Genomic DNA, 15,109 nt, shown 5'->3' on the forward strand with positions numbered 1-15,109 from the left:
TCTTCTCCCGCCCTCGAGTGCCTGTGCCCGCAAGTTTGCCACCTGGTCAGGGCTATTTGAAGAGGCTTTGCCGAAGATGCCGTACACAGCGTCGCATCGGCGCTACGATGCAAGTGCATCGGCACAAGCTCCATCGGCATTTGCATCGACGCTTGCAATCTGAAGGGAACAGGCGAATGCTGATACAGACGGCGATCGTCCGGGCCCTGCCCGGGATCCCGCGCACCTGTACCGCCTGCAACACCGGGCTCGACGACACGTCCCCCGCCACGGGGGCGCACGGCGGTCCGCCGGATTGGCCCTCGACCACTACGGATGCACCCATGGCGCTCGCGACACCCGCGGACACCCGCGGATCGGTTCTCCCGGCCGACCTCGTCCGCACCGCCGTGTTCCGGCTCGACCCGGTTCCCGAGTCCGCCGGGCGCGCCCGACGCTCCGCCCGCACGATGCTGAACGACTGGCACCTCGGCCACCTCGTCGAGGACGTCGACCTCGTCGTCTCCGAGCTGGTCACCAACGCCCTGCTGCACACCGGCGCGAGCGAGGACGGCTCCCCCGGCGCGATCCGCCTCGAGCTGGATCTCAACAGCGGCCGGCTGACCCTCCGGGTGGTCGACGCCAGCCCGCTGCCGCCGATGCCCGAGGAAGCCGCGGAGACCGCCGAGTCCGGCCGCGGGCTGCTGCTGGTGGACGCGCTCGCCGCGGAGTGGGACTGGGAGGACCTGCCGGACGGCAAGGCCGTCTGGGCGGCCTTCGACCTCTGATCGCCCGCCGGAACGCCGGGGCCGGGCCGCCGTCGCGGATCAGCATCGTGATCTCCGATCGCGACTCCGCGCCGAGCGCCGCGAATCCGAGCACTGAGCCGCGGCCCGATACCCGCGAACACACCCGGGCACGCATTCGGCCGCCCATTCGATTCATACATTGATGTAGGCCATTTCAGGCGCATTCATTTTCCACACGCTCCGGTACGCACTCCCCTACGCTGCTGTCCGCGCAACGCAAACTGCAGCCGAATTTGCGGAATCTTTGGCTGATTCACCTGCCGATGCACTTGCATCCACGCTATGGTCCAAGAGCAGGGAATTTCAGCACCACTCGAAGATCAGCGAAGAGAACAGTGAGGAGCCCAGCATGTCCTTCACACCCGCGAACGGGACCGCGGCGACCGAGCTCGTCGGAGCTTCCTGGCGGAAGAGCAGCTACAGCAACTCTCAGGGCAACTGCGTCGAATTCGCCGCGCTGCCCGACGGAAGCGTGGCGGTGCGCAACTCGCGCGATCCGCAGGGCCCGGCCCTGATCTACACCCGCGCGGAGATCTCCGCGCTGCTGGCCGGCGCCAAGGACGGCGAGTTCGACGACCTGTCCTGACCGAGGAGAAGCACCGACGGCTGCCGAAGCCGCCACAGACTGGCTTGCCCCGCTCCTGGACCGCCGGGGCGGGGCAAGCCGCTTTTCTCCGCCCCGGCGGGCGCGCCGGACCCGGACCCCGGGGAGAAGCAGGGGGCGGCGGGGCGTATCCGGGGTCGTAGAAGGGCGGAATGGCCGCGAGGAGATTCGCGAAGGCTGTTCCGTGCCGCCGTCTGACGAATTATCATGTCAGGACACACAACGGTGCAGGCGGTCGCCACGGCACCGCGCTGCCCGGGAGGCGCTGATGGACGGATCCCCCGAATCCGAGTTCGAGAACACCCAGCCCCCGGCCGCGGACTGGTCCCTGTCGATCGCCGCGGACTGGGATCCGCCGGAGATCGATCCGACGGTGCCGCACCCGTTCCGCATGTACAACTACCTGATCGGCGGCAAGGACAACTACCAGGCCGACCGCGACGCCGTCGAGGTGCTGCTCAAGGCCAGGCCGGACGCGGTGATCAGCGCGCGGTCCGTGGAGGCCTTCAGCCGCCGCGTGGTGCGCTACCTGGTCGGCAAGGGGATCACCCAGTTCCTGCAGCTCGGCACGGCGATCACGGTGGCCAACAGCCACGACCAGATCGCCCAGGACGTCGACCCGACCTGCCGCTTCGTCTACGTCGCCGACGACCCGATCACCCTCGCCCACGCCCGCGCCCTGCTCGTCGGCCGCCCCGGCAGCGACGTGACCGTCGTCGCGGGCGACTTCCGCGCCCCGCGCCGCGTGCTGGCCGACGCGAAGGTCGTCGCGCACCTCGATCTCGACCGGCCCGTCGGCGTGCTGCTGTTCGGCATGCTCGACTACATCAGGGATCCCGAGGACGCCAGGAACGCGCTGGCGGCGCTCTTCGAGTGGCTGCCCGAGGACAGCATGGTCGCCTTCCAGCACGTGCAGGAGGTGGGCGTCCCGGAGATCGACGAGGGCGTGCACCTGCTCTCCGCTCAGGAGAAGCTCGGCCTGACCCCGCGCACCGAGGCGCAGGTCGCGGAGATCCTGCGCGACTACGCGCACCTGCTCATCGAGCCCGGCATGGTCCAACTGCCGCTCTGGCGTCGCGCGGACGCGCCGCCGGAGGAGAACCCGACCTGGGACGACGGCCCCGGCCCCGACATGGCCGAGCGCGCCGCGACCCTCGGCGGCGTCCTGCACAAGAAGGACGTGTAGCGCCAAAGACGTGTAGCGCCGCCCAGGCAGAGCGCGGCACCCGGCTCAGCAGTCCGCGGCCCGCCGTCCGCGGCCCGTAGTCCGTCCGCAGGCCGCGGTCCGTCGTCCGTCCGCAGGCAGTCCGCCTCCGCCGTCCGCAGTCCGCAGCCGCCGTCCGCTGTCCGCAGTCCGCCGTCCGCCGTCCGCAGGCCGCAGTCCGTCCGCAGTCCGCAGTCCACTGAGAAGCGTCTGCCTATCGCGTACACTGCCGACGTCACCTCCGGCGCAGCAGCCGCAGCGACCCCTCCCCCGGAAGCTCGTCGAAGTCCCCGGATTCCAGGGCCCGCAGATAGATCCGGTACGGCGCCTGCCCGCCGTCCGCCGGATCCGGGAACACGTCGTGGATCGCCAGTACGCCGCCGGACGCCAGCTTCGGCGCCCACCCCTCGTAGTCCGTCTGCGCTGCGGCGTCTGTGTGACCGCCGTCGATGAACACGAATCCGGCGCTCCCCTGCCACAGCCGCGCCACGTCGCCCGAGCGCCCGACAACGAGGAGGACCGAGTCCTCCACCCCGGCCAGCGCCAGCGCGCGGCGGGCCAGCGGCAGCGTGTCGATCAGGCCGACCGCGGGGTCGACGAGCTCCGGATCGTGGTACTCCCAGCCGGGCTGGTGCTCCTCGGAGCCGCGGTGGTGGTCCACCGTCAGCAGCATGCGTCCGCCCGCGCGCGCCGCCCCGGCGAGCAGGATCGCCGACTTCCCCTGGTACGTGCCGATCTCGATCAGATCGCCGAACGCCGCCCCGGCCACCGCGGCCCCGTACAGCGCCCGCGCCTCCTCCGACGGCATGAAGCCCGGCGTCTGCGCGAAGGCCTTCCACAGGATCGGGTCGATCTCGGACTGCTGCTGCATTTGCATCGGGGAGGGCATAGACACACTTTTTCACAGCAGACGCCGCACTGCGTAGTCACCGCCGAACCGATACGGTGCTGGCATGGGAGAGATCATCCTGCTGCGTCACGGCGAGACCGAGTGGAGCCGCGACGGCAGGCACACCGGCCGCACCGACCTGCCGCTGACCGACAAGGGCCGCGAGCAGGCCGCTGCCGCGGGCGCGCTGCTGGCCCGCCAGGGTGCCCGCATCGCCGCCGCGTGGTCCAGCCCCGCCCAGCGCGCCCAGGAGACCGCGAAGCTCGCCGGCGTGGCCCTGGACGGCGTCGACGCGGACCTGTGGGAGTGGGACTACGGCGGCTACGAGGGCGCCACCACCGACGAGATCCAGCGCAGCCGCCCCGGCTGGTACCTCTGGCACGACGGCGTCATCCCCGGCGGCCCCGAGGGCTACCCCGGCGAGGCGGTCGAGCACGTCGGCGAGCGCTGCGACCACGTCATCGCCCGCGTGCTGCCCCTGGTCACCGGCGACCGGGCCCTCGACGGCGACGTGGCCCTGGTGGCCCACGGCCACCTGCTCCGCATCCTCGCCGCCCGCTGGATCGGCCTCCCCGCACGCGACGGCGGCCGCCTGAAGCTCGACACGGCCTCGGTGTCCAGGCTCGGCTTCGAGCACAACGTCCCGGTACTCGCCCGCTGGAACGAACTACCGTAGGACCGCGGCCGCGCTGCGCGATCCCGCGCCATCGGCTTCGAGCACGACGTTCCCGGTACTCGCCCGATGGAACGAACTGCCGTAGGACTGCGGCCGCGCTGCACGGGCCCGCGCCATCGGCTTCGAGCACGACGTTCCCGGTACTCACCCGCTGGAACCTACTGCCGTAGGACCGAGGCCGCGCTGCGCGGGCCCGCGCCATCGGCTTCGAGGCGCCACGCTCAGCTGGACCGCGTATTCCTCAGATGCGGCCCGATGTACCCGACGATCACCGCCCCCGTCGGTCCGGAGGTGTCGTCGTAGTAGTGCAGGCGGGGCGCGGTCTGGCCGGAGTTGCCGATCTTGACGTGGGCCCAGAACTCGGCGTAGCCGCTGGAGTCGATCGCCTTGGGGACGCGGAAGCGGCGCTGCTCGGCCAGGCGGGGGTCCTGGCGGACGGTGTCGGACTCCAGCGAGGCGACCTGGGTGGCCGGGTAGATCCTGCCGCCGTGGCGGGAATCCTCGCAGTAGCGGCGGAATCCGCCGCCTTCCCAGGCCCCTGATCTGCGCTGGGCGGCGTAGCTGTCGAGGGCGGCGAGGGCCTCGCGGGCCTTGACCGCGAAGGTGGCCGCGTCCTTGTGGCGGTCGAGGACGCCCATCGGGCCCGAGTCCGCGGTGATCAGCAGGTTCGGGTAGTCGCCGAAGGAGTCGGCGAGCAGGTCGAAGGGGCTCGGCTCCGCCTCGGCGGCCTCGGGGCAGGGGTGCTCGCCGTCGAGACCGGGCTCGCGGCCGATGCCGAGTTCGGCGTCGATCTCCGCGTAGTACCTGCGCTGCCTGGCCGCCTCGGCGCGCTGCTCCTCGCCGGCCTGGTAGAGCACGTCCGCCACCTCGCCCAGCGGGGGCGGCAGCGGCGCGGCGGCGGCCTCGGCACGGATCCGGTGGGTCAGGATCGCCTGCACCGCGTCCATCTCGTGCTCGAGCCGCTCGCCCTTGAGCACCCGGTGCCGTTCGGCGTCCTCGCGGCTCGCGGGATCGACCCCGGGCCGGAAGGTGCGCAGGGCGGCCATGGTCCAGTGGTATTCGAAGTCTCCGTTGAGCTTCCGGCCCGCCTCGTCGTCGAGCAGGTACAGCGACGCGATGCCCGGAAGGTACCTCGTCGCCTCCGCGAACCTCACCCGCCACGGCTCGAGATCGTCGCCCTCCCCCGGCACGGCGACGATCGCGGGTAGCCGTCGCCCGGGGTCGCAGAGCACGGTGATGAGTTCATCGATGTCGCGCACGCCGAGCAGCTGTGGCGACGTTGTCAATCGCGCCGGTCCGTCGAAGGCGGTCACCGCGTCCAGCACCAGGCCGGTCAGATCCGGCGTACGCACCCGTTCGTCGATGACCCCGACGCCGTCCTCCGCCCGTGCGCTCACCTCGATCAAGAAGTAGCCGCTCTCCTTCAGCTCCTTGTCAGGACGTCTGGAGAGCGACACGAACGTGAGAGAGGTATACCAGTGCACCCCGGCTCTGGGAGCCTCTTTCAGGCGATATCGCACCGCCTTGAACCGGCCGGGCGCCACCCCTTCCGTCGCTGTCAGCACGGCCCCGTTCCCGACCTTGTAGCGCCCCGGCTCGGACTGGAAGGGCTCCTCGAAGCCCTCGGCCCGCAGCCACGCCCCCATGCGGTCGGCCGCGATCTGCGGCCCGTGGGCGGCCTCCTTCCAGTCCACTCCGAACACCGAGCGGTACCCGACCCACATGCTCTATCCCCTCCTTCACTGCGGACGGCGGCGGGCCGTGGTGGGTGCCCGCCGGGCCGGTTGGGCTTCCGGCCTTGATCCTTCCTCCTAGAGTCTTTACCCGATTGTGACCCCTGGACGCTACCCCCCGTCCACTGTTTCGCCGATTTAACTTGTGGTCGGGGCGGGAAAGAACAGTGGCCACGATCGCGCGCCCGCGCTCGGCGGAAGCGAAATCGTGACCACCCGGGTCGTCTGACGTGCAGTCACCGTGATCAGCGGAGCCGGCCGCCGGCGTCCCCGGAGGGGCCGCGGCGGCCGGCGAAGAAAAAGCTGAGAATTACAGCGGAATGTTCCCGTGGCTCCCGCGACGCCGCGGGGCGGAGCCGATCGCGGCGGCCAGGGCGCGCCGGGTCGCGGCGGGCTCGACGACCTCGTCGACCACGCCGAGATCCCTGGCCCTGTCCAGGCCGCCGGCGATGATCTCGTGCTCCGCGGCGAGCTCCAGCTCCACCTGCGGCCGCAGGTCCTCGGGCACCGCGGCGAGCTTGCGGCGGTGCAGCACGCGCACCGCGGCGACCGCGCCCATCACGGCGACCTGCGCGCCCGGCCACGCGAACACCCGGGTCGCGCCGAGGGCGCGGGAGTTCATGGCGATGTAGGCGCCGCCGTAGGTCTTGCGGGTCACCAGGGTCGGCGAGCGGACTCGGGTCAGGCGCGGCGGATCGCGAGCACGACGTTGTGGCCGCCGAAGCCGAAGGAGTTGTTCAGCGCGACGATCGGACCCGCCGGGGTCTCGGCCGGCAGGGCGCGCGGCTCGTCCCGGACGATGTCGAGGTCGGCGTTCTCGTCGAGGTCGGTGATGTTGATCGTCGGCGGGGCGAGCAGCTCGTGCACGGCCTTGACCGCGAACACCGTCTCGATGCCGCCGGCGCCGCCGAGCAGGTGCCCGGTCATCGACTTGGTGGCGGAGATGGCGATGTGCTCGGCGTCCTCGCCGAGGGCCATGCGCAGCGCCTTGAGCTCGCCGGTGTCGCCCAGCGGGGTCGAGGTGGCGTGCGCGTTCAGGTGCACGATCTGCTCGGGCGAGATGCCGGCGTCGGCCACCGCGCTGCGGACCGCGGCGGCGATGCCCTCGCCGGTCGGGTCGGGCTGGGCGATGTCGTGCGAGTCGGCGGAGTAGCCGACCCCGGCCAGCACGGCGTAGACGCGGGCGCCGCGGGCGGCGGCGTGCTCCTCGGACTCGAGGACCACGATGCCGGAGCCCTCGCCGAGCACGAAGCCGTCACGGCCCTTGTCGTAGGGGCGCGAGGCCCGCTTCGGGTCCTCGTTGTTCTTGGACATCGCCATCATGTTGGCGAACGCGGAGATCGGCAGCGGGTGGATCGCCGCCTCGGTGCCGCCGCAGACCACGACGTCGGCGCGGCCGGAGCGGATCATGTTGAGCGCGTAGCCGATGGCCTCGCAGCCGGTGGCGCACGCGGACACGGGGGTGTGCACGCCGGCCAGCGCACCGAACTCGAGGCCCACGTACGCGGCGGGGCTGTTCGGCATGAGCATCGGGACCGCGCGCGGGCTCACGCCGCGGGGGCCCTTGGCGAGCAGCAGGTCGTAGTTGTCGAGCAGGGTGGTCACGCCGCCGATGCCGGAGCCGACGGCGACGCCGAGCCGGTGGACGTCCACCTCGACGCCGTCCAGGCCGGCGTCCTTCCAGGCCTCGCGGGCGGCGATCAGCGCGAACTGCGCCGAGCGGTCCAGCCGGCGGCGCTCGACCGGCTTCATCACCTCGGCGGGCTCCACCTGGACCCGTCCGGCCATGCGCACCGGCATGTCGGCTGCCCACTCCTCGGTCAGCGGGACGATGCCCGACTGGCCGGCGAGCAGCGCCTCCCAGGTCGAGGCGACGTCCCCGCCGAGCGGAGTCGTCGCGCCGAGCCCGGTGACGACCACGGTCTTGTCCACTGATCTAGCCCATCTACTCGAATGCCGACCGAGAGGTTGTCCCGGATCGAAAACCGGGCGGTGTGCCGCCGTCCCGGCCGCCGCGGAGTTCCGCGGCGGACCGGGCGGCGGTCGCTGCGCCGTGCCGCGGGGTCAGCCCGCGTGCGACGCGATGTAGCTGACGGCGTCGCCGACGGTCGAGAGGTTCTTGACCTCCTCGTCCGGGATCTTGACGCCGAACTTGTCCTCGGCCGCGACGACGACCTCGACCATGGTCAGCGAGTCGACGTCGAGGTCCTCGGTGAAGGACTTGTCGAGCTGAACGTCCTCGACGTCGATTCCCGCGACCTCGTTGACGATCTCGGCGAGCCCCGAGAGGATCTCTTCCTGGGTGGCCATGACCGGCTCCTTAACCTGTGATGCTGCGGTGACGGCCGTTACCGTGCGGTCTCGGCCTGGGGACTGGGAAAGCCTACAATCTGCGGGTCCGCGCCCTGCGGAGGGCTACGGCAGCTGGACGACCTGGGCCGCGTAGACCAGCCCGGCGCCGAAGCCGATGAGCAGTGCGAGCCCGCCGTGCGGGGCCTCGCCCTCCTCGAGCATCCGCTCCATCGCGAGCGGAATCGAGGCGGCCGAGGTGTTGCCGGTGCGCGCGATGTCCCTGGCCACCGGCACGTTGTCCGGGAGCTTCAGGGCCTTGATCATCGCGTCGGTGATGCGCATGTTCGCCTGGTGCGGGATGAACGCGTCGAGGTCCTCCGCGGTGATCCCGGCCTTCTCCAGGGCCTTCTTGGCCACCGGCACCATCTGGTAGGACGCCCAGCGGAAGACCTGCTGGCCGTTCATCCGCAGCGCCGGGAAGCCGAGCTCGGGCTGCTCGCGCAGCGCGTCCCAGGAGAAGGTCTGGCCGATCGCCTCGTACTGCGCGCCGTCCGCGCCCCAGACCACCGGGCCGATGGCCGGGGTGTCCGAGGGGCCGACCACGGCCGCGCCCGCGCCGTCGCCGAAGATGAACGCCGTGGAGCGGTCGTTCATGTCGGTCAGGTCGGAGAGCCGCTCGACGCCGATGACGAGCACGTACTCGGCCGAGCCGCCGCGCACCGCGTCCTGCGCCAGGGCCAGGCCGTGGCAGAAGCCCGCGCACGCGGCCGAGACGTCGAACGCTGCGGCGTTGACGGCGCCGAGCTCGTTGGCGACGATCGCGGCCAGCGACGGGGTCTGCGCGAGGTGCGTGACGGTCGAGATGATCACGAGGCCGAGCTGCTCCGGCTCGATGCCCGCGGCGGCCAGCGCCTTGCCGGCCGCGCTGACGGACATCATGCCGACGGTCTCCTCGGCCGTGGCCCAGCGCCGCTCCTTGATCCCGGTGCGGGTGGTGATCCACTCGTCGGTGGAGTCGATCACCTGGCAGATCTGCTCGTTGGTGACGACCCGGGAGGGCCGGTAGCCGCCGACGCCGAGGATGCGGGCGTGCGCGGGCCCGGCCGGGGACTGTATCTGCTTGGGCATCAGTGGGTGGCCTCGGCCTTCTGCACGGTGTGGATGCGGACGAGCCCGCTCATACGGCTGCCTCGGCCCTTATGCACAGTGTGGATGCGGACGAGCCTGCTCATACGGCTGCCTCGGCCCTTCTGCACAGTGTGGATGCGGACCAGCCCGCTCATACGGATGCCTCTGCCTTCGGGTGGATGCGGACGAGCGGCTGGCCCGGGGAGACCGGGTCGCCGTCCTCGACGAGCCACTCGATGACGGTGCCGCCGTGCTCGGCGATCAGCTTCTGCTCCTCGCTGCGGGAGACGACGGTCACCGCGTGCTCGCCGGGGGAGAGCTCGGCGCCGACCGCGACGTTGCCGCGCTGCACGGTGCCGGAGAACGGCGCGACCAGCAGCCGCCAGGTCGGCGCGCTGTTGAGCGGGTTGTGCGCGGGCTCCGCGTGGTTGCCGACGAACTCGCGCGCGGCGTCGAGCTGGTCCGGCGTCTTCAGGGCGAAGGTCTCCACGCCCTTGAGCGCGCGCTTGGCGATGCCGGTGAGCGTGCCGGCCGGCGGGACCTCGAGGATGCCGGTGACGCCGAGCTCGCGCATCGTCTCCATGCACAGGTCCCAGCGGACCGGGCTGGCGATCTGGCTGACGATCCGGTTCACGATCTCGGTGCCCGAGTGGACGACCTGGCCGTCCCGGTTCGAGATGTAGGGCACGCGCGGGTCGTGCGTGGTGACGCCCTTGGCGAGCTGGGCCAGCCGGTCGACGGCCGGGGCCATGTGCTCGGTGTGGAAGGCTCCGGCGACGGACAGGGCGCGCAGCCGGGCGCCCGCGGGCGGGTCGGCCTCGAAGGCGGCGAGCTGGTCCACGGTGCCGGCGGCGACGATCTGGCCGGGGCCGTTGTTGTTGGCCGGGGTCAGGCCGTGCTCGGCGATCTTGGCGAGGACCGCGTCCGCGTCGCCGCCGAGGACGGCGGTCATCGAGGTGCGGGTGACGGCGGCGGCCCCGGCCATGGCCCGGCCGCGCTCGCGCACCAGGGTCATCGCGGACTCGGCGGTGATCGCGCCGGCGCCGGCCGCGGCGGTCAGCTCGCCGACGGAGTGGCCGGCCACTGCGCCGACCTGGCCGAAGGCCTCGGCCGGGTGCGGGAACAGGGCGAGGGCCGCGGCGATGCCGGAGGCGACCAGCAGCGGCTGGGCGATGGCGGTGTCGCGGATCGTGTCGGCGTCGGCCTCGGTGCCGTAGTGCACCAGGTCCAGATCGGCGACCGCGGACCACCAGGTGATCCGGTCGGCGACGCCGGGGACGTCGAGCCAGGGCGTGAGAAAGCCAGGGGTCTGGGCACCCTGGCCGGGAGCGACGAGAACGAGCACCCTTCCACCTTGCCGTGCGCGGGCCCCGTACGGCTGCCACGGCAGGCACGAAGATCTAGCGACGGTCCTGTGGAATCCCTACAAAGGCTTCGCGGCCTCCGCCAAGCGGCCCAGGACCAGGGCGATCTGCAGGGTGAACGCGCTGCGCGCCTGCGACGGCGTCAAGCCTGTGATGTCGGTCACCCGTCTGAGCCGGTAGCGGACCGTGTTGGGGTGCACGAACAGGATCCGCGCGGCCGCCTCGAGGCTCGCCGCCTGCTCCAGGTAGACCGAGAGCGTCTCCAGCAGAGCCGAGCCGGCCTCCGCGAGGGGTCTGTAGATCTCCTCCAGCAGGCACGCCCTGGCCAGCTCGTCCCCGGCGACCGCGCGCTCGGGCAGCAGGTCGTCGGCGAGCACCGGGCGCGGCGCGTCCGGCCAGGCGACGGCGGCGCGCAGGCCGGAGAGCGCGGCCTCGGCGGAGCGCGAGGCGGCGGTCAGCTCGCCGACCACCGGGCCTATCACCACCGGTCCCGGCGCGAACTGGCCCGCCAGCGCGCGCAGCACGACGACCGGGTCGCCGGTCACGCCGCCGACGACCGCGATCAGCCGGTCGCCCTGCACGCCGGCGAGCACCGACAGGCCCGGGCCGTCGTAGCCCGCGACCGGCCGGTGCCGACCGGCCCGGTGCATGCCGTCGACCACGGCCTCCGGATCGTCGTTCGGGGCGAGGCCGACCATGACGGTGATGTCGGTACGCGCGGCCCAGCCGAGCGTCGAGGCCCGGGAGAGCAGCGCGTCGTCCTCCTCGCCGCGCAGCACCGCGTCCACGATCAGCGCCTCGAGCCGGGCGTCCCAGGCACCGCGCAGCTCGGCGGTCTGGGCGTAGATCTGCGCGGTGGCGAAGGCGATCTCGCGGGAGTAGCGGAGCATCCCCTCGCGCAGGATGCGGCTCTCCTCGGGTGTCTCGGTGAGCCCGTCGTCGATGCGGTCCTCGACCACTTCTATCGTCGTGCGCACCATCTGCACGGTCTGCTGCAGGGAGACGGCGCGGGTCAGCTCGCGCGGCGCGGTGCCGAAGACGTCGGCCGAGACGGCGGCCTTCTGGTCCGGGTGCCGGAACCACTCGGTGAACGCGGCGATTCCGGCCTGTGCGACGAGGCCGACCCAGGAACGGTTCTCCGGCGGCATGTTGCGGTACCAGGAGAACTTCTCCTCCATCCGCGCGATGGCCGCTGCCGCGAGGCTGCCGGTGGCCTTCTCGAGCCGACGTACGGTGTCAGCCCGGCTGTCCCTGTGCTGCGTCTCGCGCGAGGTGTCCACGGCTCTACTCTCGCAGATCCGCGACCCGTTCCAGCGCGATGGGCCGAGACCGCCGCTCGCCTCCGATCCACCCGCACGTCAGGCCGACGGACTCCGGAGCACGGCTTGATGCGCGTCAGCGGACGCTCAGACCGGCGCTCTGCATCAACTCCGAGTACAGCTTAGGCTGCGCGGCGTCGTCGAGCTGCGGCTCCACGGTCCCGTTCACGATGACCTGCACGCCGCCGGAGCACCGGCCGGTCGGCTCCGTGCCGAGTCTCACCTGCGCGAGCACCGGCCCCGAGGCCGAGTCGCGGAAGACGAGCACCAGGTACGGGCCGTCGATCTGCATCGGGCAGTACGTCTTCGGATAGCTCGGGAGCGTCGGAAGCGCGTTGATCGTGCCGGCGATCTGCGCGATCTTCGCGGAGTCGGTGATCGTGACACTGTGCGTGCTCGAGCTCGAAACCGTCGATCCGGGCACGAGCTGGAGCGTGACGGTGAGGATCTTGCTGTCCGGTACCCGCTCGCTCGCGGGCTTGGCCGGGCGGGTGGATGAGGACGAGGCGGTGGTCGGAGTCGCGGCGGTCGTCTTCGCGGAGACCACGGACACGGCGTTCGTGCTTCCGCAGGCTGCCAGGGAGCCGGCAGCGGCACACGCGGCGACGGTGAGTAGGGCTGTGCGAACCTTCGATCTCATAGCCCTTCGACGCGGCCGCACCGTCTCGCGTTCCCCGCTTCTAGACTCCGTGCCATGAGCGCGCCGACCGTCACCCTGGATCCGATGACCGAAGCGGAGTTCGAGGCCTGGGTGCCGCCCTCCGTCCGCGGGCTCGCCGAGGACAACGTGGCGGCCGGACGATGGACCCGGCAGGAGGCGCTGGAGCTGGCCAAGAGCCAGTTCGCCATCCTGCTCCCGGACGGGCTCGCCACCCGGGGCCAGTTGCTCTACACGGTGCGCGACGCGGCGAGCGGCGGCGCCGTCGGCACGATCTGGATCTGCCTGCGGCCCAAGGCCGACAAGCGCGAGGCGTTCGTCTACGACTTCATCGTCGACGCCGAGCACCGCGGCAAGGGCTACGGCCGTGCCGCGATGCTCGCCGCCGCCGAACGCGCCCGCGAACTCGGCGCCGCCAGCGTCGGCCTGCACGTCTTCGGACACAACACCGTGGCGCGCGAGCTGTATACATCGCTCGGCTTCGTCCCGACCAACATCACCATGTCGCTGGAGCTGGCGACGGAACCGGGGAACGCGGCGGGCTAGTGTCCCGTGCCTGGCAGGCGCCGCGGACCCGGCGATAGCTCGAAGAAACGGCCTAGCGCGCCGGGACCGAGAGGTACTCCTCGATCAGCCGCACGTCGGCGAGGTCCTTCGCCCGGCCGAGGCCGCGCTTCCAGATCAGCGTGTCCTTGAGCGACATGAACGGGATGCCGTCGATCAACTCGGCGCCGTCGATGATCGCGTCCACGTCGGTGAGCCCGCCGACCCAGTGGTCGAAGACCTCGATCGCGCCGTGGTCCAGGGCGATCCGGCGGCCGAATCCGGACTGGGAGCCGACGACCGGTCCGAGGGTCTCCGCCATTTCCCACGCCTTTCCGCGCGCGACGAGATCCAGATCGTGGATGGAGGCCTTCAATCCGTGCGCGAGCAACGGGCCGCTTCCCGTCACGACATAGTCACCCGACGGAAGCGCCAGTTTCTCGAGAAGGCGGAAGAGCCTGCGTTCGGAAAGCGCCATGCATCCATCATGCGGCATTTCCGGCTCAGAGTGCGGCCATTCCCAATGCCAGCCTCGTGAGCAGGGCCGTCACCGCTGCCACGACCAGGCTGGAGAGGCTGCCGATGAGGTAGTACTCGGCCAATCCCTCCTCCTCCCGCTGCAGTGCCGGGAAACGCGCGGCGGATTTCGCGGTGAGGGCGAATGCGGCGGCGGTCGGCTGACCGGCGAGAAGGAATGAAAAATAGAGCATACGTTCGAGCCAGCCCAGTAGCGTTCCGGCGCCGAGAACCGCTTGGGCGCGCCCGATGGTGACGCTGGAGAAGCGGCGGAGAATCAATCCGGTCACCAGTCCGCCGACGAAGACGGCGGCCGCGGTGCCGTTCACGGTGACCGCGAGCCGGTCGTCGAGCAGTCCGTGCCAGAGCGCGTGCCAGAGCCCGACCCCGCCGAGCGCGACGGCGCCGAAGACGGCGGGCAGCGCGAGCAGCAGGATCGGGTTGCGTATCGCGGATATGAGCCGGTCGAGCGGCGTCGGCGGCGCGATGTCGGGGTCCGGCGCGGTCCTGACCGGCTGCGTCACCAGGCCGCGCCGGGCGAGTACCGCGCAGCAGGCGGCGAGCAGGGCGGCGAGCCAGGCCTGCCAGCGGTCGTACATCGGCAGGATCGCGTAGCCGGCGTAGACCGCGGTGAACAGGCCGGTCGCCGCGTCCGAGCGACGCACCCGCACGAAGCAGAACGGCAGCAGGACGGCGAGAGCGAGCCCCTCGGCGAGGCGTACGGTCGGCACCGCGCCAGCGTATCGAAACCCTGCGACAGTTCTGCGAGTACTGCTCTCTGCCGGCACGCAAGTCGCTGTCAGTGCGGTTCTACGTCAGTGCAGGTTCTCTGTCAGTGCAGGGGTCTGTCAGGTCAGTGCAGGTTCTCTGTCAGTGCGCTTTCCGGCGCGCACCCGTCAGTGCGGTGCGAGGAACTCCAGCCGGTTGCCGAAGGGGTCGGCGGTGTGGAAACGGTCCTGGCCCGGCACCTCGTCGCTCCAGGTCACCGGGTATCCGGCGGACGCCAGGCGGTCTGCCAGGGCCCTGATGCCGCGGATGCGGAAGCCCGGGTGGGCCTTGCGCGCGGGCCGGAAGCCGGCCTCGACGCCGAGGTGGACCTGGAAGCCGGGCCCGTCGAACCAGCAGCCGCCGCGCGGGGCCAGCACCGGCGGCTTGGGCACCTCTGCCAGTCCCAGCAGTCCACCCCAGAAGACCCGGCACGCGACCTCGCCGCCCGCCGGGATCGCCAGCTGCACGTGATCGACCTGCTCGAAGGAGAAGTCCGCGGTCATCTCGCCGCCCTCTGATCTCTCGACATCAACTATCTCGACATCAAGCTATCATTTTTTAGTTGGGTGGGTCGAGACTTTAAGGCACGATTCGTTCGGGTTCCGAGAACGGGAGGTGGGGGTGGGT

General features: G+C 71.3%; 16 protein-coding genes and 1 pseudogene. 5 read left to right on the plus strand and 12 right to left on the minus strand.

What is annotated here, in order from left to right; all coding sequences use genetic code 11:
* Nucleotides 1-176 precede the first annotated feature (176 nt).
* The 3 genes from KDK95_RS24985 (at nucleotide 177) to KDK95_RS24995 (ending at nucleotide 2,578) form a co-directional block, all read left to right on the plus strand.
* Nucleotides 177-767, plus strand: a complete 591-nt coding sequence (locus tag KDK95_RS24985; RefSeq protein ID WP_212520721.1) for an ATP-binding protein — start codon at nucleotides 177-179, stop codon at nucleotides 765-767.
* A gap of 370 nt (nucleotides 768-1,137) precedes the next feature.
* Complete coding sequence (locus KDK95_RS24990; protein ID WP_212520722.1) at nucleotides 1,138-1,374, plus strand: DUF397 domain-containing protein; 237 nt, start codon at nucleotides 1,138-1,140, stop codon at nucleotides 1,372-1,374.
* Nucleotides 1,375-1,660: 286 nt separating this feature from the next.
* The gene (locus KDK95_RS24995; protein ID WP_212520723.1) at nucleotides 1,661-2,578 is read left to right on the plus strand and encodes an SAM-dependent methyltransferase; all 918 of its coding nucleotides are present in this window, start codon (nucleotides 1,661-1,663) and stop codon (nucleotides 2,576-2,578) included.
* 253 nt (nucleotides 2,579-2,831) lie between these two features.
* On the opposite strand, the gene KDK95_RS25000 is transcribed toward KDK95_RS24995, so the two are convergent.
* A complete protein-coding gene (locus KDK95_RS25000) occupies nucleotides 2,832-3,473 on the minus strand; it encodes a class I SAM-dependent methyltransferase (protein WP_249161851.1) in 642 nt (213 codons plus the stop codon).
* Nucleotides 3,474-3,549: 76 nt separating this feature from the next.
* On the opposite strand from KDK95_RS25000, the gene KDK95_RS25005 reads away from it, so the two are divergent.
* The gene (locus tag KDK95_RS25005; protein ID WP_212520724.1) at nucleotides 3,550-4,161 is read left to right on the plus strand and encodes a histidine phosphatase family protein; all 612 of its coding nucleotides are present in this window, start codon (nucleotides 3,550-3,552) and stop codon (nucleotides 4,159-4,161) included.
* Between the two features lie 221 nt (nucleotides 4,162-4,382).
* Here KDK95_RS25005 and KDK95_RS25010 read toward each other — a convergent pair whose 3' ends face one another.
* The 8 genes and pseudogenes from KDK95_RS25010 to KDK95_RS25045 all read right to left on the minus strand — a co-directional run bounded on the left by KDK95_RS25010 (nucleotide 4,383) and on the right by KDK95_RS25045 (nucleotide 12,550).
* Nucleotides 4,383-5,885, minus strand: coding sequence for a hypothetical protein (locus KDK95_RS25010; protein WP_212520725.1), 1,503 nt, complete (start codon nucleotides 5,883-5,885; stop codon nucleotides 4,383-4,385).
* A gap of 319 nt (nucleotides 5,886-6,204) precedes the next feature.
* Nucleotides 6,205-6,558 (minus strand): annotated as a pseudogene (locus KDK95_RS25015) (carboxyl transferase domain-containing protein); the annotation flags it as partial.
* A 17-nt stretch (nucleotides 6,559-6,575) separates the two neighbouring features.
* Nucleotides 6,576-7,826, minus strand: coding sequence for a beta-ketoacyl-ACP synthase II (gene fabF / locus KDK95_RS25020; RefSeq protein WP_212520726.1), 1,251 nt, complete (start codon nucleotides 7,824-7,826; stop codon nucleotides 6,576-6,578).
* Nucleotides 7,827-7,958: 132 nt separating this feature from the next.
* Nucleotides 7,959-8,204, minus strand: coding sequence for an acyl carrier protein (locus tag KDK95_RS25025; protein ID WP_212520727.1), 246 nt, complete (start codon nucleotides 8,202-8,204; stop codon nucleotides 7,959-7,961).
* A gap of 105 nt (nucleotides 8,205-8,309) precedes the next feature.
* The gene (locus tag KDK95_RS25030; protein ID WP_212520728.1) at nucleotides 8,310-9,314 is read right to left on the minus strand and encodes a beta-ketoacyl-ACP synthase III; all 1,005 of its coding nucleotides are present in this window, start codon (nucleotides 9,312-9,314) and stop codon (nucleotides 8,310-8,312) included.
* A gap of 151 nt (nucleotides 9,315-9,465) precedes the next feature.
* Nucleotides 9,466-10,659 carry an ACP S-malonyltransferase gene (locus tag KDK95_RS25035; RefSeq protein WP_212520729.1) on the minus strand — a complete coding sequence of 398 codons (1,194 nt, stop codon included), beginning with the start codon at nucleotides 10,657-10,659 and terminating at the stop codon, nucleotides 9,466-9,468.
* 78 nt (nucleotides 10,660-10,737) lie between these two features.
* Complete coding sequence (locus tag KDK95_RS25040; RefSeq protein ID WP_307844640.1) at nucleotides 10,738-11,958, minus strand: PucR family transcriptional regulator; 1,221 nt, start codon at nucleotides 11,956-11,958, stop codon at nucleotides 10,738-10,740.
* Nucleotides 11,959-12,073: 115 nt separating this feature from the next.
* Nucleotides 12,074-12,550, minus strand: a complete 477-nt coding sequence (locus tag KDK95_RS25045) for a hypothetical protein (RefSeq protein WP_212520730.1) — start codon at nucleotides 12,548-12,550, stop codon at nucleotides 12,074-12,076.
* A 141-nt stretch (nucleotides 12,551-12,691) separates the two neighbouring features.
* Between KDK95_RS25045 and KDK95_RS25050 the strand changes: the two genes are divergently transcribed.
* Nucleotides 12,692-13,201, plus strand: coding sequence for a GNAT family N-acetyltransferase (locus KDK95_RS25050; protein WP_212520731.1), 510 nt, complete (start codon nucleotides 12,692-12,694; stop codon nucleotides 13,199-13,201).
* A gap of 52 nt (nucleotides 13,202-13,253) precedes the next feature.
* Here the strand turns inward: KDK95_RS25050 and KDK95_RS25055 are convergent, their stop codons facing one another.
* The 3 genes from KDK95_RS25055 to KDK95_RS25065 all read right to left on the minus strand — a co-directional run bounded on the left by KDK95_RS25055 (nucleotide 13,254) and on the right by KDK95_RS25065 (nucleotide 14,985).
* Nucleotides 13,254-13,676, minus strand: coding sequence for a hypothetical protein (locus KDK95_RS25055; RefSeq protein WP_212520732.1), 423 nt, complete (start codon nucleotides 13,674-13,676; stop codon nucleotides 13,254-13,256).
* Between the two features lie 25 nt (nucleotides 13,677-13,701).
* The gene (locus KDK95_RS25060; protein ID WP_212520733.1) at nucleotides 13,702-14,445 is read right to left on the minus strand and encodes a hypothetical protein; all 744 of its coding nucleotides are present in this window, start codon (nucleotides 14,443-14,445) and stop codon (nucleotides 13,702-13,704) included.
* A 165-nt stretch (nucleotides 14,446-14,610) separates the two neighbouring features.
* A complete protein-coding gene (locus tag KDK95_RS25065) occupies nucleotides 14,611-14,985 on the minus strand; it encodes a VOC family protein (protein ID WP_212520734.1) in 375 nt (124 codons plus the stop codon).
* Nucleotides 14,986-15,109: the final 124 nt, after the last annotated feature.

This window comes from Actinospica acidithermotolerans, assembly GCF_018139625.1.
Classification (GTDB): Bacteria; Actinomycetota; Actinomycetes; order Streptomycetales; family Catenulisporaceae; genus Actinospica; species Actinospica acidithermotolerans.